Origin of the sequence: Glycomyces artemisiae (assembly GCF_003002955.1) — a bacterium.
GTDB lineage: Bacteria > Actinomycetota > Actinomycetes > Mycobacteriales > Micromonosporaceae > Glycomyces > Glycomyces artemisiae.
In genome coordinates this window covers 164,504-183,833 of sequence record NZ_PVTJ01000004.1, presented here as the reverse complement: position 1 = coordinate 183,833, position 19,330 = coordinate 164,504, and the positions used below count along the sequence as shown (strand labels likewise).

Genomic DNA, 19,330 nt, shown 5'->3' with positions numbered 1-19,330 from the left:
GACGGGCGCCGCTAGAACTTCACGGACTGCGGCTCGGCCCGGCGCTCGGCGATCGTCTGGGGCCCTTCGTACTCGCGCACCACGTCGTAGCGGGTGTTGCGCTCGACGGGCCGGAACCCGGCGTCGCGGATGAGCTCCAGGAGGTCGTCGCGGGTCATCTTGTCGGGCGTGCCGTACTCGTCGGCGTCGTGGGTGATCTTGTACTCCACGACCGAGCCGTCGAGGTCGTCGGCGCCGAACGAGAGGGACAGCTGCGCGACGTCGAGGCCGTGCATGACCCAGAAGCACTTGACGTGGTCGAAGTTGTCGAGCAGGAGCCGCGAGACCGCGAAGACCTTGAGGGACTCGGCCGGGCTCGCCATCGTGGTGCGCGCCTGGAGCTTGTTGCGGATCTTCCCGTCCCGGGAGTCGTGGAAGTCGTGCTGGTAGCGCAGCGGGATGAACACGGCGAAGCCGCCGGTCTCGTCCTGGAGCTCGCGCAGGCGCAGCACGTGGTCGACGCGGTGGCGGGGCTCCTCGATGTGGCCGTAGAGCATCGTGGCGGGGGTGCGCAGGCCCTTGGAGTGGGCGAGGCGGTGGATGCGCGACCAGTCCTCCCAGTGGCAGTCGTGGTCGACGATGTGCTGGCGGATCTCCCAGTCGAAGATCTCGGCGCCGCCGCCGGTGAGCGACTCCAGGCCGGCCTCGATGAGCTCGTCGAGGATCTCGTCGGCGCTCAGGCCGGAGATCTTCTCGAACCACTGGACCTCGGTGGCGGTGAACGCCTTCAGGTTCACCTCGGGGAGGGTCTCCTTGAGGGCCTTGAGGACCCGCGGGTAGTAGCGCCACGGGAGGGTCGGGTGGAGGCCGTTGACGATGTGCAGCTCGGTGGGGGCGTCGCCCTTCATCTGCTCGGCGAGGGCCACGGCCTGCTCGACGCGCATCGTGTACGCGTCGGCCTCGCCGGGCTTGCGCTGGAACGAGCAGTACGCGCAGGACGCGGAGCACACGTTGGTGAGGTTGAGGTGGCGGTTGACGTTGAACATGGTCCGGTCGCCGTTCTTGGCGGTGCGGACCCCGTGCGCGAGGCGGCCGAGCCAGGCGAGGTCGTCGACCTCGTACAGCCCGACGCCGTCCTCGAAGCTCAGCCGCTCGCCCGCGGCGAGCTTCTCCTCGATCCCGGCCTTGAACCTGGCGGTGTCGTCCATGGCGCTCCCAACGTTGTCGCGTTCGGTGCCAGCGTAGCGCCGCGGCCACGCCGCGGCCGCCGCGCACGATTCGCTTGTGAGGCCGTGGACGCGGTCGGCGGCGCTGCTGAACGTGAACGGAGGGTCCCGGCATATCGGACACCCGGGGACCCCCGTTTCAAATCTACGCGGGGGTCTGACACCGAGTGGCGGCCAACACGATCGGCGTGCCGGGGCAACCGTGGATGCGAGGGTGGCGTGTCTTCGGTACAGTATCCGTGGCTCCCCCCACAGAAGGACACCTCACATGCGCGTTTCACGGTTCGGTGCCCGCATGATCGCCGCTGCGAGTGCCGCGGCCGTCGTCTTCGGCGGGGCGCTGCCCGCGTTCGCCGAGCCCGGTGTGACGGTCCCCGACGACGGCTCCAGGCCCCTCGGCGGGGCGGGCGACGACACGCCCGTCACCAACCCCGAGACCGCCGACGGCCCGCTCGGCGACGAGATCACCGCCGCGTCGATCGACCTCGCGCAGCTCGCCGAGGAGACCACCGACGCGCAGCAGGAGTGGACCGCCCGCGAGACCCGCCTCGCCACCGCGCAGACCGAGTGGACGGCGACGACCGCCGAGCTCGCGGCCGCGCAGGAGGCCCTCGACTACGCCGCGGGCGAGGCCTACGCCGACACCGCGGGCGTCCCCGACACCGAGCTGCCCGACCTGTCCGGGCTCGCGCCCCTCGGCGGCGAGTGGGACCTGCCCGCGCTCTCCTCCGACCTCGACGAGGCCGCCACCGCCGAGCAGGTCGCCCGCGCCGCCTATGACGCCGCCGTCCTCTCCGCCGACCGCGCCGAGACCCGCTACCTCGCCCTCGACACCGAGTTCGACGCCGCGCAGGCCGCGCTCGACGCGCTCGTCGAGGAGAACCGCGAGGCCCTGGAGCAGCTCGAACGCGAACGCGAGGCCGCCGCCGCCCAGTACTCCGACGACTTCTCGTCCGAAGTCGACGGCTGGGACGCCGCCCCCGAGGCGAAGAAGGCCGTCGAGTACGCGCTCGCGCAGCTCGGCGACCCGTACGTGTGGGGCGCCGAAGGGCCCGACTCGTTCGACTGCTCCGGACTCGTCCAGTCCGCGTACGCCTATGCGGGCGTGAGCCTCCCGCGCGTCGCCGCCGACCAGTACAACGCGACCCGCGACAAGCCCGTCGACGTCGAGAAGCTCCTCCCCGGCGACCTCCTCTACTGGTGGGACGACCCCGGGAACTGGCAGTCCGTCTACCACACCGGCATGTACCTCGGCGACGGCAAGATGATCCAGGCCCCGCGCACCGGCGACGTCGTGAAGATCTCCTCGATCTGGTTCACGAACTTCGCGGGCGCCCACCGGGTCGTCGACGCGATCCAGACCGACCCCGACGCGGGCGACCCGACGCAGACCCCCGGCGAGCCCAGCTCGCCCGACGACGACCCGACCACGCGCGACCCCCGGCCCACGCCCAGCGAGACCGAGTCGCCCGACCCGGAGCCCACCGACAGCGAGACGCCGTCCGAGTCGCCCTCGCCGAGCCCCAGCGACGACCCGCAGACGCCCACCGAGGACGAGGGCGAGACGCCCACCCCGACGCTGGCCGACACCGTCGCGGGGGCGCTCACGCGCGAGACCGAGTCCTGAGAGGCGTCCCCGGGTAGTGGGAAGGCGTGCACGCGACGCGACCGGATGATGGCACGATGGTGATCTGAAGTGCCCGATTGACGACGCTCCAGCCCCGAGGAGGCTTCCGTGGACGGAAACAGCTGTAGCTCCTGCGGCCAGCGGCTCACGTCCGGGCAGCGCCGCTGCCCCCAGTGCGGCGCCCCCCTGCCGCCCCCGCTCGGCGGCTTCCCGGCGGAGCCGAACTACCCGCCGCCCGCCGGGTACGGCGCGCCGTCCTACGCGCCTCCCGGTGCGCCCCAGGCGTACGGCGCGGCCGCGGTCCCCCAGTACGCCCCGCCCGGCGAACCCCAGGGCTACGCCGCCCCGCCCGAACCCCAGTACGCGCCGCCAGGCGCCTACCAGCCCACCGCACAGCCGCAAGGGGCACCGCCCCAAGGCGTCGCACAGCCTCCGCAGCCCGCACCGCCCCAGCCGCCCCCGAACCAGCCGTACGGCGCCCCGCAGCAGCAGTGGGGCCCGCCGCCCGCCCAGGGCTCGGCCGCCGTCCCGCAGCCCGTCCCCCCGCAGGGCCAGGCCGCCGTGCCCCAGTACGGCTCCGCCCCCGTGCCGCCCCCTGCGCCCGCCTACGGCGCCGCGCAGGTCCCCGCGTACCCGCCGCCGCACCCGCAGGGCCAGTACCCGCCCTACCAGCCGCCGCAGCCGCCCGGCCAGCCCTACCAGTCGGCCCCGCCGCCGTACCAGTCCTCGCAGTCGCTGCCGCCCGTCGCGGCCGCCCCGGCGACGGTCCCGCCGGTCTCCCCGCCGCCCCCGGCCTTCCCGCCGCCGAGCGCGAACCCGGCGTTCACCGACCCGCCCTCGGCGTCCTCCCCGGTCACCGGCGCGCCCTACGCGCCCCCCGCGGGCAGCGGCTTCAGCCTGCCCTCGGCCGAATCCGGCATGTTCGCGCCCCCCGGCGCCCCGCCCGCGCCGGACTTCCCGGCCCCGGCTCCGGACGGCACGCAGATCCTGCGCCGCACGCCCCCGCCCGTCGACGCGCCCTTCGCCGACCCGGGCCCGACCGCGCCCGCCGTCCCCGAAGCCGCCCCGCCCGGATTCAGCGTGCCCTCCTCCGAGAGCAGCCCCGGCGCCGCCTACGCGCCCGGCTTCACCGTCCCCGCGGCCGAACCCGCCGAGCCGGCCGTCAGCTTCAGCAGCCCCGCCTCCGCGAGCCCCGCCCCCGAGCCCGAACCGGCGCCGCCCGCCGCGCCCCCGGCCCCCGAGCCGCTCGCCGAAGACGACGACGAGGACGCCGCCTGGGACACCCTCCCCGACCCCGAGGACCCCGACGACGACGCCGAGCTCACCGAGGACGACGAGTCCGCGCTGGCGGGCCTCGGCGACGACGTGCCCGGCGAGTCCCTGCCGCCCGCGCCCGACGACGCGCCCGGCCTGGGAGACGACCCGGAATCCGTCGTGGAGCCCGAGCTGGAGGAGGCCCTCGCGGTCGCCGCGGTCGTGGACGCCCCGAGCCCCGGCGCCGACCTGGTCGAGACCGCGGACGCCGCGGCCGACCTCGCCGGCTCTCCCGTGGAGGACGTCCCCGAACCGGTGATCGGCCTTGGCGCCAAGGCGTTCAGCGACGCCGTGCTCGGCGGTGCCGTCGAGAAGGCCTCTGCGGACCTCGAATCCGGGGTCACCGTCAACGAGCGCACCGGCAACGAGCGCACCGACGGTCCCGGCGCGACCGGCCCGGCCGCGTCCGCCGCGGTCGATCCGACCCCCGAGCCGACGCCGCCCCCGGAGCCGACCCCGCCGGCCCCCACGCCGCCGGTGCCCGGCCCGGTCCCCGACCCGCTGCCGGAGCCGACGCCGGTCCCGGAGCCGGAACCGGTCCCGCACCCCGAGCCGACGCCGCCGCAGCCGCCCGCGCCGGACCCCGAGCCCGTGCCGCGCCCGGAGCCCACACCGCCGCCGTCGTACCTGTACGCCGACGACAGCCCGTTCTCCGACGCCGCCCCGTACGAGGAGCCGCTCCCCGCGCCGACGCCCGCCGCGCAGGAGGACGCCCCGGTCGAGGCCGACACGCCCCCGTCAGCGGCCCCCGAGGAGGGCCCGCAGACCGAGGTCGAGTCGTCGCGCAAGAGAATCGTGAACGCGCCCGACATCAGCCTGTTCGAGGAGCCGAGCACCAAGACCGGCGCGCACAAGCTGCCGCCCGCGTCCTGGCCGCCCGCCGACGAGGACGGCTACCGGCGCGGCCTCGCCCGCGTCAAGAACCACCTCGACCGCTCCGAGCTGCCCGAGCACATCCCGCTCCCGCGGCCCACCGTCTACGGCGCCAAGCCCGAGGACGGCGACGCCGACGCCTGACCCGCCCCGCGCCGCGGCCTGACCACTCTGTGCCCCGTCCTGCTGCAATAGCCCGAAAACGCGTCCGCCGTCCCCGCGCCCGGTCCATCCTGGTCCTGACGGGCCGCCCGGCGGCCCTGCGAACGGGGAGGGGAGCAGCATGGCCGAGCGCCGTGTGAAAGTGAGCACAGAGGTCGGGATTCAGGCGCGGCCCGCGACGGTCTTCGTGGAGACCGCCGCCTCGACGCCCGGCGAGGTGACCATCGCGAAGACCGGTGAGGGCCAGACGCACGATGCGAAGTCGATCCTCCAGGTTCTCGTCCTCGACGTGCGTCCCGGCGACGAGATCGTCCTGACCGGCGACGACGAGGAGGTCCTCGACCGGCTCGTCGCGCTCGTCACCGACGACGAGACCGCGGGCGCCGACGGCGGGAAGGACCTCGCGGACATCGACGAACGCTGAAGCCTCCGTGACGCCGGCGACGCCGCCGCCCTCTCGGGACGGTCCTAGGACCCGGGAGGGGGCTACCGTCGGAAGCGTGAACAACGCGCGACGCCCGAGGGTCGGCCACATCGCCTTCCTCAACTGCATGCCCATCTACTGGGGACTGGCCCGCACGGGCGCGCTGCTCGAATTCGAGCTGCGCCGCGACGCGCCCGACGAACTCAGCCGCCTCCTCGTCGAAGGCGACCTCGACATCGGCCCGATCACCCTGGTCGAGTACCTGAAGCACAGCGACGACCTGCTGCTCATCCCCGACCCGGCGGTCGCCGCCGACGGCCCGGTCCTCAGCGTCAACCTCGTGTCGAAGGTCCCGCTCGCCGACCTGCCCGCCGAGCCGCGCGTCTCGCTCGCGTCGTTCTCGCGCACCGGGGTCCTCCTCGGCAAGATGCTCCTGGAGGACCGCTACGGCCGCAGGCCCGAGTACCGCGTCACCGCGCCCGACGTCGAGTCCGCGCTCGACGGCGCCGACGCCGCCGTCCTCATCGGCGACGAAGCCCTCCGCGTCCACCACGACCCGCAGGGCGCGCACGTGCTCGACCTCGCCGCGGAGTGGAAGGACTGGACCGGCCTGCCGATGGTCTTCGCCGTGTGGGCCGTGCGCCGCGACTACGCCGAGGCCCATCCCGGGCTCGTCAAGGACGTGCACCTCGCGTTCCGCGACTCCGTGCGCCTCAGCCGCGCCGAGATCGACGCGGTCGTCGCCTCCGCGGCCCGCTGGGAGCCCTTCGCGCCCGCCGCGCTCGCCGAGTACTTCGACCGGCTCCAGTTCGGGCTCAGTGAGCGGCACCTCGCGGGCCTGCGGGAATTCGCCTCGCGTGCCGCCCGTTACACGGAAGTGAAGGACCTTTCGCCCGAAGGGCCCGAATTCTTCGACAGCGATATCTGAACGACAGCGATATCTGAACGACCCCGACCGACACCCCGGGAAGACGAGAGGACCGCCCCGTGGCCATCGAGCTGAAGCAGCCCCGCAAGCACCGCCCCGCGTGGCACAAGCTCACCGTCAGCGCCGTCCGGGCCCTCACCGGCGACGCCGTCGAAGTCACCCTCGCCGTCCCCGAGCACCTGCGGCCCGCGTTCGACTTCAAGCCCGGCCAGCACCTCACGTTCCAGCGCGTCGAGCCCGACGGCTCCGAAGTCCGCCGCTCCTACTCCCTGGCGTCGACGCCGCGCGAGCTCGCCGAGCGCGGCACGCTGCGCCTGGGCATCCGCTCGATCCCCAAGGGCTCCTTCTCCGGGTACGCGAACCGGAGCCTCCAGCCCGGCGACGTCCTCGAAGTGCTCCCGCCGCTGGGGCACTTCTGCACCGACATCCGATCCGACCGCCACTACGGCTCCGTCGTCGCCGGGTCCGGGATCACGCCGATCATCGCGATCGCCACCGCCGCGCTCGAATCCGGTGCGACCGTGACCCTCCTGTACTCCAACCGGACCGAGGACACCACGATGTTCCTGCCCGAGCTGCGGGAGCTCGAACGCGTCCACGGCGACCGCCTGCGCCTCCACCACGTGCGCACCCGCACCGAGGGGCCCACGCCGCTGCTCACGGGCCGCCTCACGCCCGAGCGGCTCCGCGAGGTCCTCGCCACCGTGGTCGACGCGGGCGAGGTCGACGAGTGGTTCCTGTGCGGGCCGTACGAGATGGTCCTCGGCGTCAAGGAGGTCCTCGAAGAGGCCGGGACCGGGGAGATCCACACCGAGCTGTACACGGTGTAGCGCGAACCCGCGAGTAACCCACGAGTCAATCCGTTCGGGCGCACTGTCCCGGAGGGCCCCTGGGCGGATACGCTTCGTGCATGGCCGAGATTGACGACGTCCTCGCCCGCGCCGCCGACGGCGGCGCCATCAGCGCCGAGGAAGCCCTGCTGCTCTACACCGAAGCGCCCTTCCACCCGCTGGCGGAGGCCGCGGACGCGGCCCGGCGGCGCGTCGTCGGCGACAACATCGTCACGTACATCATCGACCGCAACATCAACTACACGAACGTGTGCGTCACGGCGTGCAAGTTCTGCGCGTTCTACCGCGCCCCCAAGCACGACGAGGGCTGGGCCCACCCGATGGAGGAGGTCCTGCGCCGCTGCGGGGAGGCCGTGAGCCTCGGCGCCACGCAGGTCATGCTCCAGGGCGGGCACCACCCCGACTTCGGCGTCGAGTACTACGAGGAGCTGTTCTCCTCCGTCAAGCGCGAGTACCCGCAGCTGATGATCCACTCCATCGGGCCGTCGGAGATCGCCCACATGTCGAAGGTCTCCGGCGTGGAGATCGACGAGTCGATCCGCCGCATCAAGGCCGCCGGGCTCGACTCCATCGCCGGTGCGGGCGCCGAGATGCTCCCGGCGCGGCCGCGGACCGCGCTCGCGCCGCTCAAGGAGTCGGGCGAGCGGTGGCTGGAGATCATGGAGGCCGCGCACGGGCAGGGCCTCGAATCGACCGCGACGATGATGATGGGCACGGGCGAGACCGCGGCCGAGCGGATCGAGCACCTGCGGATGATCCGCGACGTGCAGGACCGCACGGGCGGGTTCCGCTCGTTCATCCCGTGGACGTACCAGCCGGAGAACAACCACCTGAAGGGCCGCACGCAGGCGACGACCCTGGAGTACCTGCGGCTGTTGGCGACCGCGCGGCTGTTCTTCCACAACGTGAAGCACCTCCAGTCGTCGTGGCTGACGACCGGGAAGGCCTCCGGGCAGCTCAGCCTCCACCTCGGCGTCGACGACCTCGGATCGATCATGCTGGAGGAGAACGTGATCTCCTCGGCGGGCGCCCGCCACCAGTCGCGCCTCTCGGAGCTCATCGGCCTCATCCGCTCCGCCGACCGCATTCCGGCGCAGCGCAACACGCTGTACGAGCGCATGGCGATCCACTGGACCCCGGAGGACGACCCGACCGACGACCGCATCCGCTCCCACTACTCGACGATCGTCGCCGAGTTGCAGGTGAAGTGACCTGAAACGCGAAACGCCCCGGGCATCGCCCGGGGCGTTTCGCTTGCGCCGCTAGAGCAGGCGGCCTATCTCGGCCTTGATGAGCTGGGCGTTGACGCCGGAGTTGGGGCAGCCGCCGAAGTGGTGGAGGGCGACGACCTCGTGGGTGTCGCGGGAGATGACCGGGGAGCCGGAGGAGCCGAACTCGGTGTCGCAGTAGTAGGAGACGTCGCTCCCGGCGATGTAGCCGTCGTAGACGGCGTTCTTCACGACGCAGTTGCCGCCGTCCACCGAGGACTCCATGGCGATCTCCGTCGGCCGCCCGGCCGGGTGCTGCGGAATGTAGATCGCCTCGCCCGCCTTCGCGGGCTCGTCGGCGAGCTCCAGGTAGCCGAACTGGTCGATCCGCTTGAAGTCGTCCACGGTGAACAGGGTGTAGTCCAGGGGCTTCGAGGTCTTCAGGACCTGCTGGCCGCCGACCTTCACCGGGATGTTCGCCGCGTCCGCCCCGCATGCGACGCAGTCGTACCCGAACCAGACCTCCGTCTGCTGGGCCTCCCACGTCTCGGTGAAGCAGTGGTGGTTCGTGAGCATCCGGTTGTCCTCGCCGACCCGGAACGCCGTGCACAGCACCGTCCCGTCGATGAGCAGCCGCGCCACCGGCTCCGCGTGCTCCACGACCTCCGGGTACGAGGACCGGTAGCACGCCGAGGACTTCTTCTCGTCGCCCGAGCAGACGCTCTCCTCCGGGCGGGCCGCGTCGGCCTGCTCGGCCACGAGCGCGTCGACCACGTCGGAGGCGAACCCGTACGCGGCCCGGTCGATGAGGACCCCGAGCGCGTCAGAGGCCGGGCCCGACTCGGCCCGGTGCAGCTCCACGATCGCGGTGTCGCCGGTGATCGAGGTCGCCCACTGGTCGACCATGGACTCCTCGTACCGGTACGACTCGGCGCCGTCGGGGCTCGACACCGTCACGTAGTCGCCCTCGTTCAGCAGCAGCCGCTCGAAGTGGACCTTCACGTACCCGGCGTCGGGCCCGGAGACCGTGACCGCGTCCTGGGAGTCCGCGTACGTCAGCGACTCGGTCAGCTCCTCGACCTCGCCGACGTCGACCAGGCCCAGCAGCGAGTCGTCCACCGGGAGGATCTCCGCAGCGCCCGCGAGGGCCTCCGACACCGGGTCGTCGGCGAACGCCGTGGGGACCACGACCGCCGCGCCGCCCAGCGCCAACGCGCCCGCGGTCGCCGCCAGGACGACCTTGCGGCGCTTGCGCTTCCCGCTCCCGACGCCTCCGGCGCCGTCCCGATCCGCCCGCGGTCTCCGCTCGCTCGCCGCCACTGCCGGCCCCTTCCGTGAGAGATGTTTCCACGGTTGAAACGAGCGAGCGGCCCGGAAGTTGCGCGTACTCACGCGAACCAGTGAGCGTCACAGGCAGCGGAAGCGGCCCGGTCCCGCCGCCGGGGCAGGGTGCGCGCTCGCGCGGACCGGTGAGCGTCACAGGCGGAGCGTCGCAGAAGGAGAGAGCGCGGCGGGTCAGGCCTCGAACCGGTGGCGCCCCGCGGCCGCCTCCGGCGGCCTGCACGCGCCGTGGACCTCGTTGAGGCCCCTGCGGGTCACCAGGACCAGGAGCTTGTCGCCGTGGGCGATCTGGAAGCCCGCGTCGGGGTTCCAGCGGATGTTCCCGGTCGGGCGGCGCACCGCCAGGAGCCGGTGCGAGCCGGGCACGGTCGCCTTGTGCGCGGGCACGTCGTCGAGCCACGCGCCCTCCTCCACGGTGACCTCGGCGATGTACGCGATCTGGCCGCGCACCGGGATGGTCTCCAGGATCTCGTCCTCGGTCAGCTCGCGCGCGAACGACCCGGCCGCGACCTGCGGTGCGCTGTAAGAGGAGTGCTGCGACGCCTCGTGCAGGGACCGGTTCTTGTTCAGGTTGCGGCGGATGAGCGCCGCGAACTCGGGGTCGTAGATGCGCATGACCGTGCGCAGGTCCGGCTTGCACTCCAGGCCCGACAGGGCGGTCTCCAGGTTCGCGGAGTCCTGCTTCGCCATCGCCACCAGCGACCGCGAGTACTTGACCTCGGCCTCCTGGAGCGTCGCGGGACGGCTCGCGTCCCCCAGGAGCACCTGCGCGCCCGCGGCCCGCGCCGCCCGCACCCCGATCGCGTCGCGGTCCTTCTCGATGGCCACCACCGGAATCCGCCGCTCCCGCAGCGTCTCCACGACCCGGGTCCCCATGTTGCCCAGGCCGACGACGATCACGTGGTCGCGGACCGCGCGCACCATGCGGCCCTCCGCGAGCGCGTACCGGCGCTCCACGACGGCCTGCACGATCGCACCGGTGACGACCGGGATGAGCAGCGCGCCCGAGACGACCACGACGACGTGCGTCAGCCGCAGCTCCCAGTGGTCGGTCGTGTCCGGGTCGGCGCCGCCCGCGGCCATCATCGCGAGCATGTACAGGGCGTCCCAGAAGTCGCCGTTCACTTCGCGGCTCGCGTTGAGGCTGTTCACCGTCAGCAGCGTCGTCATGCCGCCGAGCATCACCACCATGAGGACGGCCGCGGCCATCCACAGGCCCTTGGAGAACGTGCGCCGCAGCGTGTGCAGCGACTGCCGGAACCACTGCGCGACCCGCCCCAGCATCGGCTTGACCCACCGCCGCGCGGCGACCGGCTCCAGGCACAGCAGCCGCACGGCCTCGTCGGCGTCCTCGGGGTTGTCGGGGTCCGGGGGGATCATGTCGACGCCGAACTCGTTGCCGGTGGCGACGACCCACTGCGCCTGGGCGCGCGGGTCGGCGGCGCGCGCGAGGTACAGGCGCCGGTCCCAGATGACGATGTCGCCGGGTGGGATCTGCTCCAGGGCCGCTGCCGCGTAGGTGCGGGCGACCATGTCGGCGTCGGACTTGACGAACACGCCGTCGTCGCCGAGGAGCTTCTGCATGTGGGCGCGCAGGCCGCTGTTGTACATGCGGATGACTAGGCGCGGGAGGGTGTCGTCGTTGAGGTAGCGGGACATCTCGCGCAGCTTCAGGGCGAGGTGGAGGTTCCCGACGTCGTTCTGGTCCATGAGGGCCACGGCGTACGCGTCGGTGAGGCCGGCGTCGCGGATGACGTCGGCGTCGACGGCGCGGGCCTCGCGCACGGTGAGGCGGGGGTTGTGCTCGGCGGCGCGGCGGATCTCGTCGCGCTGGCCGCCGGGGCCGGAGGGGATGACGGCGACGACGTGGAACGCGAAGTTGTCGACGAGGTTCCTGATGAACCTGAGGGTGAGCCCGTTGTCGCCGACGACGATGACGCGGCGCTCGTGGCGCGCGTCGTCGAAGCCGTCCTGCCGGGGGTGCATGACTGTCAGTGTAAAGAATGTTCGCAAACGGTTGCGGTACAGCAGTTCACGGAATCTTCACAAGTGGCCGGTCCGGCGGGCCGGTCAGGCCGGGCGGGCGAGGCGGGACAGGAGCTTGTCGACGTCGGTCTCGTAGTCGTACCAGTCGACGTCGTGGACGAAGCCGAGCTCGCCGTTGATCCAGCGGACGTCATCGGCGGTGTCGAGGGTCCAGGTCTGGACGTCGACGAGCTGCGGCTCGGCGCGGCGCAGCTCGGTGAGGAGGCGGGCCTTCATGGTCATGGCGAGCCCGTAGGAGCGGTGGGCGGGGGCGACGACGGTGTCGTACTGGTCGGCGCGGGTGGGCCGCTGCGCGGAGACGACGAGCTCGGTGAGGCCGACGACGTTCCCGAAGGGCTCGGAGACGGCGACGGCGATGTGGGACCGCATGCCGCGGCGCGCGAGGGTCTGGAACGAGTCGCGCAGGGCCGGGGCGTAGGCCGAGCCGCGCCACTCGGGCACGAACGCGACGTTCCCGGGCGCGGACCGCAGGTTCGCCTTGACGTCGGCGTAGGAGTCCATGAGGCGGTCGGGGACGCCCCCGGCGTGGTATTCGAGGCGGTACCCGGCGGCGAGGCGCCCGGCGGCGTGCTCGATCTTCTCCCAGTCGATCTCGGCCCAGCGCAGGAGGTGGCGCTGCTCGACGGTGGAGCGCGCGAAGCCGTGCCGGTCGTAGAACCCGACCGCGGGGGTGGTGGCGATGACCTCGACGGAGAGGGTCCGGCAGCCGCCCGCCTTCGCGCACTCGGCGACGGCGCGGAGCAGGCGCGTGCCCACGCCCTTGCCGCGCGCGGAGGGCCGGGTGGACATCTCCACGACGCCGGTCCCGGCCTGCTCGCCGCCGAAGACGATGAGGCTGGCGTGGCCGACGAGGTCGCCGTCGGCGTCGCGGTCGAGGAAGAGGTGCCGCTCGTCCTCGGGGAGGGTCGCTTCGAGGTAGTCGCGGAGGCGGTCGGTGCGCCAGCGCGGTTCGGCCGGCATGTCCGCGGCGGTCATGTCGTTGAGCACCGAGCACCAGTCGCGGAGGTCGTCGTCCGTCATCTCGCCGGGGGCGAGCTGCTTCAGGGGCATCTCTTATCCTTACCCGAAATCGTCACCGAACGGAACCCCCGGCTCACGGAAAGCAGCGGTCGGGGGCCCTGTCAGGCGGTGCTCGTCCGGCCGTACTGGTCGGCGCGGTCGAACACCTTCTGCACGTAGTCGTCCCTGGGGTTGTAGGAGTGGACGGCGGCCTGCCAGCCGTCCGGGGTCGCGAGGTTCCGGTCGCCGTGGCACAGGTAGTCGGCGGCGGCGGTGACGGCGTCGTCGATGTCGTCGGGGTTGTACAGGCCGTCCTTGTCGCCGTCGGCCTTCCAGTTCTCCCAGGTGCTGGGGAGGAACTGCATGGGGCCCATCTCGTCGTACTCGGCGCCGCGGATGGGGGTGAGGGTGGTGCCGTCGGCCTGGACGCGGTTGCCGCCGGTGGTGCCGTGGTTGGTCTCGGTGGCGCCGATCCCGGCGAGGGTGGTCCAGGAGAGGTTGCAGCCGGGGTTCTCGACGGCGGAGACGAGCTCGGCGCGGCCGTAGGCGACGAGGACGCGCTCGGGGATGCCGAGGTGGGCGAGGCTCTGCGCCCACGAGTCGAGGTCGGTGGCGCCCGCCTGGGTGGTGGTGCCGTCGGTGGGGGCCCCGGTGCTGGACTCTTCGAGGTCGTCGGTCTCGGCGGGGAGCCCTGCGGCGGGGGCGTCCTCGGGGGTGAGGACGAGCGGGGCCTCCTCTTCCTCGGGGCTGGGCTCGGTGCCGAACGACCAGGCGGGCCCGGCGCCGGGCACGACGAACCATCCGGCGGCGAGCGCCCCGGCGACCGCGAGGACCGTGAGCGCCACCTGGACGCCGAGGCGGCCCGCGGGCGCGCGCAGGGCGCGGAAGCAGGCGCGGACGCCCCTGCCGGCGGCCTTGAGGGCGCGCCAGGGGAGGAGTGCGAGGCGGCGTGCGAGGCGTCGGAGGAGGAGCAGCACGGGAGCGGGTCGTCCTTTCTCGATCGTGGCGGCCGGAGCGGAGGCGGGGCGGCGGGGGGCGGGAGTGCGCGCGGGCGGTGCGGCGCGCCCAGTATGCACCCGCGGGGCGGCGCGCGTGCGGCGCCGCGGCGGGACCGGACTGAATGCGAGTATTCCCTAGTTTCGTTCCCGCGGGCAACGCCTGAGACGCAACAATTCTCTCCACTGCCCGCTACCGGCGGGCGGCCGGATCGTTCTCCCATATCGGAACGGTGGTTGCCACGAGCAAACCCGCGTCGAGAACGCCTCGCGTCCGCGAAAGGGCAGGAGACACGGCCATGCGGAGTGCCAGTTCCCATCACGGCAGGTAACCGACTGAGATGGGGGTGACACTGTGAGGCCGCTGGGCATTTGTGCCCGCGCACCAGCGCGCCACAGCCCGGCATACGGGGGCTGAACGAAAGTTGACCGACACGTGGATACGACAACGGCATCGCACGCCGCACTGGCTTCCCTTCCGATGCTCGGCACCGAGCGACCGGATCGCCCGAACCCTTGCGAAAGGGACGGGGTCCGGCCGCTCGCGAATGCGGCACCGGCATATCCGGCGCAGTCCGATGTGGCCGGACTTCCGGCCGCGGCCGGGCGCGCCGACGAGGGGGCCGGCGGCCCGATCGATCCGGCCCTGCTGCCCGCAGGGGACGTCACGTTCCTGTTCACCGACATCGAGGGCTCGACCCGCCTGGCCTCGGGGCTCGGCGCCGAACGCTACCGGGTGGTCCTCCACCGCCACCGCGCGCTCGTGCGCGAGGTCCTGAAGGAGCACGGCGGCGTGGAGATCGACACCGAGGGCGACTCGTTCTTCGTGGCGTTCCACGACGCGGCCTCGGCCTGCGCCGCCGCGTCCGGGATACAGGCGGCGCTCCAAAGCGCGCACTGGCCCGACCACGGCTCGGGGCCGCTGCGGCCCCGCGTCCGCATGGGACTGCACACCGGCGAGGCCTGGCCCTCCGCGGGCGGGTACGCCACGCCGGAGGTGCACAAGACCGCCCGCATCTGCTCTGCGGCCCACGGCGACCAGATCCTCGCGTCCGCGGCGTGCGCGGCCGCCGCGGGCCTGCCGCCGACCCGGGTGCGCCGCCTCGGCGACTTCGAGCTGCGGGGCCTGCCCGGCGCCACCGAACTGGTCCAGATCGACACGCCCGGCCTCCCCGAGTCGTTCCCGCCGCCGGCCTCGCGGCCCCGCAGGCACAACCTGCCGCACGCGCTGAAGCCGCCCGTGGAGCGGCCCGAGGACGCGCGCGAACTGGACCGGGCGTTCGCCGTCAGCCGCATGGTCGCCCTCTCCGGGCTCCCCGGCTGCGGCAAGACCGTGTTCGCGAAGGCCTGGGCCCGCAAGCGGCTCGCCTGCTACGAGCACGGCGTCTGGTACTCCGACACCGGGCCCGACCTCGGCCGGGCCCTGCTGGACGCGCTCGACCTTCGCTCGGAGCCGCTGCGCGACCCGATGGCCACGGTGACCGACCACTTCCGCGACCGCCGCGCGCTCCTCGTCGTCGACGGCGCCGACCGGCTCGGCGCCGAACGCCGCGCCGAGCTGCTCGTCCTCCTGGAGTCCTGCCCCGAGCTGCACCTGCTCGCGGTCGGCCGCAGGCCCGTGGACCTGCCCGGCGCCGTCAAGCGCTCCCTGGACCTGCCCGCCGGGACCGTGGGCGCCTCGATGCTCGCCGGGTTCTGCGAGGACCGCGGCGCGCCGTGGACCGCCGCCGACTGCCGCGGCCTCGCCGCCGCCGTCGAGAACTTCCCGCCCGCGCTCCTCGCGCTCGCCGACCTCGTCGCGCTCGCCTCCCCGCAGGCGGCGCTGCGGCGGCTGCGCGACGACCCGGTCGCGGTCCTCGACTCGGGCGGGCGGTTCCGCGCCGCCATCGACGACGCGGTCGCCGCGATCTCCGGCCCCGCCCGCGCGGTGCTCCTCGAACTGGCCGCGCGCGAGCGCGGCGCGAGCGTCGACGAGGTCCTCGACCTGTGCCGCCAGCGGGACGGCAGCCTCGAAGCGCTCGTCGAGCTCGTCGACGCCGCCCTCGTCGTCATCGAGCGGCCCGCCATGGACCAGGCCGTGTACCGGGTCCCCGCGCCGCTGCGCTGGCTCCTCGCGGGCCCGGACGCCGCGCCGGGCCCGGTGAACGACCCGGCCCCCGCGGCCCCGCTCGACCTCGCCGAGCGCCTGGTCCACCCGGTCCCGTTCAATGCCCCGCGCCTGCGCGCGGTCGCCTTACACCGCTGCTGCGGCCCGGCCGGAACGGCCGGGCCGCTCTCGCCCTGTCGGCCGCGAAGCGCACTCGCCGTCGGGGCCCGGCCCGCTGGCGGCGGCCCGGCCGGTCCGATCCGGCCCGGGCCGCCGCCACTCTTCCGGGTGACACGGACGGCCCGGGGCGGCCGTTCTGTCGGACCCGCGAGGGAGGCTGGTCCGGTCCGGTCCCCGGGGTGGGTGGGGGCTTGGGATGGAACTACTACTAACCCCGCCCACCCGCCCTCCGGGCGGCGCGCGTCGCGCCCGCCATGCCGCCCGAGGCGAACCCCTGCGCCGCGCGGGGCGTGTGCGATGCTGGGCCCGTGACTGACAGGCAACCGGAGCCGCTCGACCGCTCCCGCTCGAAGGCCGCCGCCGAACGGGCGGCCCGCGTCATCCCCGGCGGCGTGAACTCGCCGGTCAGGGCCTTCCGGGGCGTCGGCGGGGACCCCGTCTTCATCAAGGAGGCCAAGGGCGCCCGCATGACCGACGTCGACGGGAACACCTACATCGACCTCGTCGGCTCCTGGGGCCCGCTCATCCTCGGCCACGCCCACCCCGACGTCGTCGAGGCCCTCGCGCAGGCCGCCGCCCGCGGCACCTCCTACGGGGCGCCCACCGTCGGCGAGATCGAGCTCGCCGAGCTCATCACCGGCCGCACCCCCTGCGAGATGGTCCGCCTCGTGTCCTCCGGCACCGAGGCCACCATGAGCGCCGTGCGCCTCGCCCGCGCCGCCACCGGCCGCGACAAGATCATCAAGTTCGCGGGCTGCTACCACGGCCACGCCGACTACTTCCTCGCCGAAGCCGGGTCCGGCGTCGCCACCCTCGGCCACCCCGACTCGCCCGGCGTCCCCGCCGCCGCCGCGGCCGACACGATCGTCGTGCCCTACAACGACCTCGACGCCGTCGAAGCCGCGTTCGCCGCCCACCCCGGCCAGATCGCCGCAGTCATCACCGAGGCCGTCCCCGGCAACATGGGCGCCATCGCGCCCCTCGACGGCTTCAACGAGAAGCTCTACTCCGTCGCGCACGCCCGCGGCGCGCTCCTCATCTCCGACGAGGTCATGACCGGCTTCCGCGTCGCCCCCGGCGGCCTCGCCGCCCCCGCCGACCTCTACACCTACGGGAAGGTCATGGGCGGGGGCCTGCCCGCCGCCGCGTTCGGCGGCCGCGCCGACCTCATGTCGCAGATCAGCCCCGCCGGACCCGTCTACCAGGCCGGGACGCTCTCAGGGAACCCCCTCGCCGTCGCCGCCGGGCTCGCGACCCTCCGCGCCTGCGACGACGCCGTCTACCGCGCGCTCGACGACACCGCCGCCGAGATCCAGCGCCTCGCCGCCGAAGCCCTCGCGAAAGCCGGTGTCCCGCACTACGTCTCCGCGCCCTCGAACCTGTTCTCGATCTTCTTCGCCGAGGAGCCCGTCACGAACTTCACCGAGGCGAAGGCCCAGGACACGGCCGCGTTCGGCGCGTTCCACAACGCGATGCTCGAACACGGCGTGTACCTGCCGCCCAGCGCGTTCGAATGCTGGTTCACCTCCGCCGCGATCGACGAGGAAGCCCTGTCACACATCGAACAGGCGCTGCAACCCGCCGCCGAAGCCGCGGCTAAGGTGCGCTCATGAGCGGCTCCAAGACCATCGTCCACCTGCTGCGCCACGGCGAGGTCCACAACCCGGAAGGCATCCTCTACGGGCGCCTGCCCGGGTACGGCCTGTCCGAGCTCGGCAAGGAGATGGCCGTCGCCGCCGCCGAACGGCTCGCCAAGCGGGACATCGTCCACGTCGGCGCCTCCCCGCTCCAGCGCGCCCAGGAGACCGCCGAGCCCGTCGCCGCCTCCCACCGCCTCCACACCGTCACCTACGACGGCATCGTCGAGGCCGGGAACTCCTTCGAAGGACTCAAGGTCGGCGTCGGCGACGGCGCCCTGCGCGAGCCCCGCTACTGGTGGCGCCTGCGCGACCCCTTCCGGCCCTCCTGGGGCGAGGCGTACCTCGACATCGCCCGCCGCATGATGGACGCCGTCGACAAGGCCCGCGCCGCCGCCGACGGCGCCGAAGCCGTCCTCGTCTCCCACCAGCTCCCCATCTGGACGGTCCGCCGCTTCGCCGAGCGCAAGCGCCTCTGGCACGACCCGCGCAAACGCGAATGCGCCCTCGCCTCGGTCACCAGCTTCGTCTACGAGGACGAGACGCTCGCCCGCATCGAGTACTCCGAGCCGGCCGCGCACCTCGTGCTCAGGTCCGCGTCGGCCCGGCGGGCCAAGGGCGCCTGACCGTGGGGCTGCGGCGGAGGACCATGCTGGCTGCGGCGCCGCTGCTGGCCCTCGCGGCCTGCGGCGAGTCCGGCGCGAACACCGACCGGGTCAACGAGATCAACCGCGACCGGTTCGTCTCCGGCGACGGCTCGAACTACCGGTGGGAGGACCCGGAGGACCGCTTCGACGCGCCCCGCCTCCAGGGCACCGACCTCGACGGGAACCCCGTCGACACCGACGACTGGGCCGGCAGCGTCCTCGTCGTCAACTTCTGGGGCTCCTGGTGCCCGCCCTGCGTCGCCGAAGCCCCCTACCTCGTCGAGGCCGCAGCGGCCCTCGAAGGCGAGCCGGTGCAGTTCCTCGGCGTCAACATCCGCGACACCGGCGACGCCGCCAAGGCCTTCGAGCAGCGCTGGGGCGTCCAGTACCCGTCCATCGAAGACGAGGCCGGCCGCATCGCCGACCAGTTCGTCGACTACGGCCTCTCCCCGAACGACATCCCCGCGACGATCGTCATCGACGCCGAGCACCGCGTGTTCTCCATCTGGCGCGGCGGCCTCGACGACGCCGAGACGATCACCGCCGACGTGACCAAAGCCCTGGAGTCCTGATGAGCACGCCCGCCACCCCCGGCAACCCGGCCCTCCGCAAGGCCGCCAAGCGCGCCGTCATGGCCGGGACCGCCGCCCTCGCCGCCGTCGCCGTCACCTCCCTCGTCAAGCGCCGCCTCAACCCGACCGAGCCCTCGTCGGCGAAGCGGCAGACGCCGCCGTTCGCAACGCCCGCAGACGCACCGGCCGAGCCCCGCCCCCGCGAGGAGGCAGCGTGACCCGCCCCGAGACCACC

General features: G+C 73.3%; 16 protein-coding genes. 11 read left to right on the top strand and 5 right to left on the bottom strand.

The features are described 5' to 3' along the window. Window positions 1–11 precede the first annotated feature (11 nt). Complete coding sequence (gene mqnE, locus B0I28_RS12215) at window positions 12–1,187, bottom strand: aminofutalosine synthase MqnE (protein WP_106364109.1); 1,176 nt, start codon at window positions 1,185–1,187, stop codon at window positions 12–14. A 286-nt stretch (window positions 1,188–1,473) separates the two neighbouring features. Here mqnE and B0I28_RS12210 point away from each other — a divergent pair, with 286 nt between their 5' ends. The 6 genes from B0I28_RS12210 to mqnC all read left to right on the top strand — a co-directional run bounded on the left by B0I28_RS12210 (window position 1,474) and on the right by mqnC (window position 8,595). Continuing rightward, window positions 1,474–2,832, top strand: a complete 1,359-nt coding sequence (locus B0I28_RS12210; protein ID WP_146148064.1) for a C40 family peptidase — start codon at window positions 1,474–1,476, stop codon at window positions 2,830–2,832. Window positions 2,833–2,940: 108 nt separating this feature from the next. Next, window positions 2,941–5,163: a hypothetical protein gene (locus B0I28_RS12205; protein ID WP_106364107.1), complete on the top strand. Its 2,223-nt coding sequence runs from the start codon at window positions 2,941–2,943 to the stop codon at window positions 5,161–5,163. 139 nt (window positions 5,164–5,302) lie between these two features. Further along, window positions 5,303–5,605, top strand: a complete 303-nt coding sequence (locus B0I28_RS12200) for an HPr family phosphocarrier protein (RefSeq protein ID WP_106364106.1) — start codon at window positions 5,303–5,305, stop codon at window positions 5,603–5,605. 76 nt (window positions 5,606–5,681) lie between these two features. Beyond that, window positions 5,682–6,533: a menaquinone biosynthetic enzyme MqnA/MqnD family protein gene (locus B0I28_RS12195; RefSeq protein ID WP_219926725.1), complete on the top strand. Its 852-nt coding sequence runs from the start codon at window positions 5,682–5,684 to the stop codon at window positions 6,531–6,533. Between the two features lie 59 nt (window positions 6,534–6,592). Next, the gene (locus B0I28_RS12190) at window positions 6,593–7,363 is read left to right on the top strand and encodes an FAD-binding oxidoreductase (protein WP_106364105.1); all 771 of its coding nucleotides are present in this window, start codon (window positions 6,593–6,595) and stop codon (window positions 7,361–7,363) included. Window positions 7,364–7,443: 80 nt separating this feature from the next. Then, window positions 7,444–8,595, top strand: coding sequence for a cyclic dehypoxanthinyl futalosine synthase (gene mqnC, locus B0I28_RS12185; RefSeq protein ID WP_106364104.1), 1,152 nt, complete (start codon window positions 7,444–7,446; stop codon window positions 8,593–8,595). 51 nt (window positions 8,596–8,646) lie between these two features. On the opposite strand, the gene B0I28_RS12180 is transcribed toward mqnC, so the two are convergent. From B0I28_RS12180 to B0I28_RS28265, 4 genes are all read right to left on the bottom strand, one after another. Continuing rightward, entirely contained in the window at window positions 8,647–9,912 is a 1,266-nt protein-coding gene (locus B0I28_RS12180) for a trypsin-like serine peptidase (protein WP_106364103.1), read from the bottom strand. Between the two features lie 195 nt (window positions 9,913–10,107). After that, the gene (locus B0I28_RS12175) at window positions 10,108–11,919 is read right to left on the bottom strand and encodes a potassium channel family protein (RefSeq protein ID WP_106364102.1); all 1,812 of its coding nucleotides are present in this window, start codon (window positions 11,917–11,919) and stop codon (window positions 10,108–10,110) included. 84 nt (window positions 11,920–12,003) lie between these two features. Next, on the bottom strand, window positions 12,004–13,029 hold the full coding sequence (locus B0I28_RS12170) for a GNAT family N-acetyltransferase (protein WP_106364101.1): 1,026 nt from the start codon (window positions 13,027–13,029) through the stop codon (window positions 12,004–12,006). A gap of 71 nt (window positions 13,030–13,100) precedes the next feature. Further along, window positions 13,101–13,955 carry a lytic transglycosylase domain-containing protein gene (locus B0I28_RS28265; RefSeq protein ID WP_106364100.1) on the bottom strand — a complete coding sequence of 285 codons (855 nt, stop codon included), beginning with the start codon at window positions 13,953–13,955 and terminating at the stop codon, window positions 13,101–13,103. Window positions 13,956–14,553: 598 nt separating this feature from the next. Between B0I28_RS28265 and B0I28_RS12160 the strand changes: the two genes are divergently transcribed. From B0I28_RS12160 to B0I28_RS12140, 5 genes are read left to right on the top strand one after another with little or no spacing between them, the layout of a single operon-like run. Beyond that, entirely contained in the window at window positions 14,554–16,551 is a 1,998-nt protein-coding gene (locus B0I28_RS12160) for an adenylate/guanylate cyclase domain-containing protein (RefSeq protein ID WP_181245765.1), read from the top strand. Continuing rightward, the gene (hemL, locus tag B0I28_RS12155) at window positions 16,548–17,852 is read left to right on the top strand and encodes a glutamate-1-semialdehyde 2,1-aminomutase (RefSeq protein WP_245888957.1); all 1,305 of its coding nucleotides are present in this window, start codon (window positions 16,548–16,550) and stop codon (window positions 17,850–17,852) included. The genes B0I28_RS12160 and hemL overlap by 4 nt, the downstream gene beginning before the upstream one ends. Next, a complete protein-coding gene (locus tag B0I28_RS12150) occupies window positions 17,849–18,502 on the top strand; it encodes a histidine phosphatase family protein (RefSeq protein ID WP_106364097.1) in 654 nt (217 codons plus the stop codon). The genes hemL and B0I28_RS12150 overlap by 4 nt, the downstream gene beginning before the upstream one ends. A gap of 23 nt (window positions 18,503–18,525) precedes the next feature. Continuing rightward, window positions 18,526–19,095 (top strand): TlpA family protein disulfide reductase, encoded by a 570-nt coding sequence (locus tag B0I28_RS12145; RefSeq protein WP_106364096.1) that lies wholly within the window; start codon window positions 18,526–18,528, stop codon window positions 19,093–19,095. Further along, a complete protein-coding gene (locus tag B0I28_RS12140) occupies window positions 19,095–19,313 on the top strand; it encodes a hypothetical protein (RefSeq protein ID WP_106364095.1) in 219 nt (72 codons plus the stop codon). The genes B0I28_RS12145 and B0I28_RS12140 overlap by 1 nt, the downstream gene beginning before the upstream one ends. Window positions 19,314–19,330: the final 17 nt, after the last annotated feature.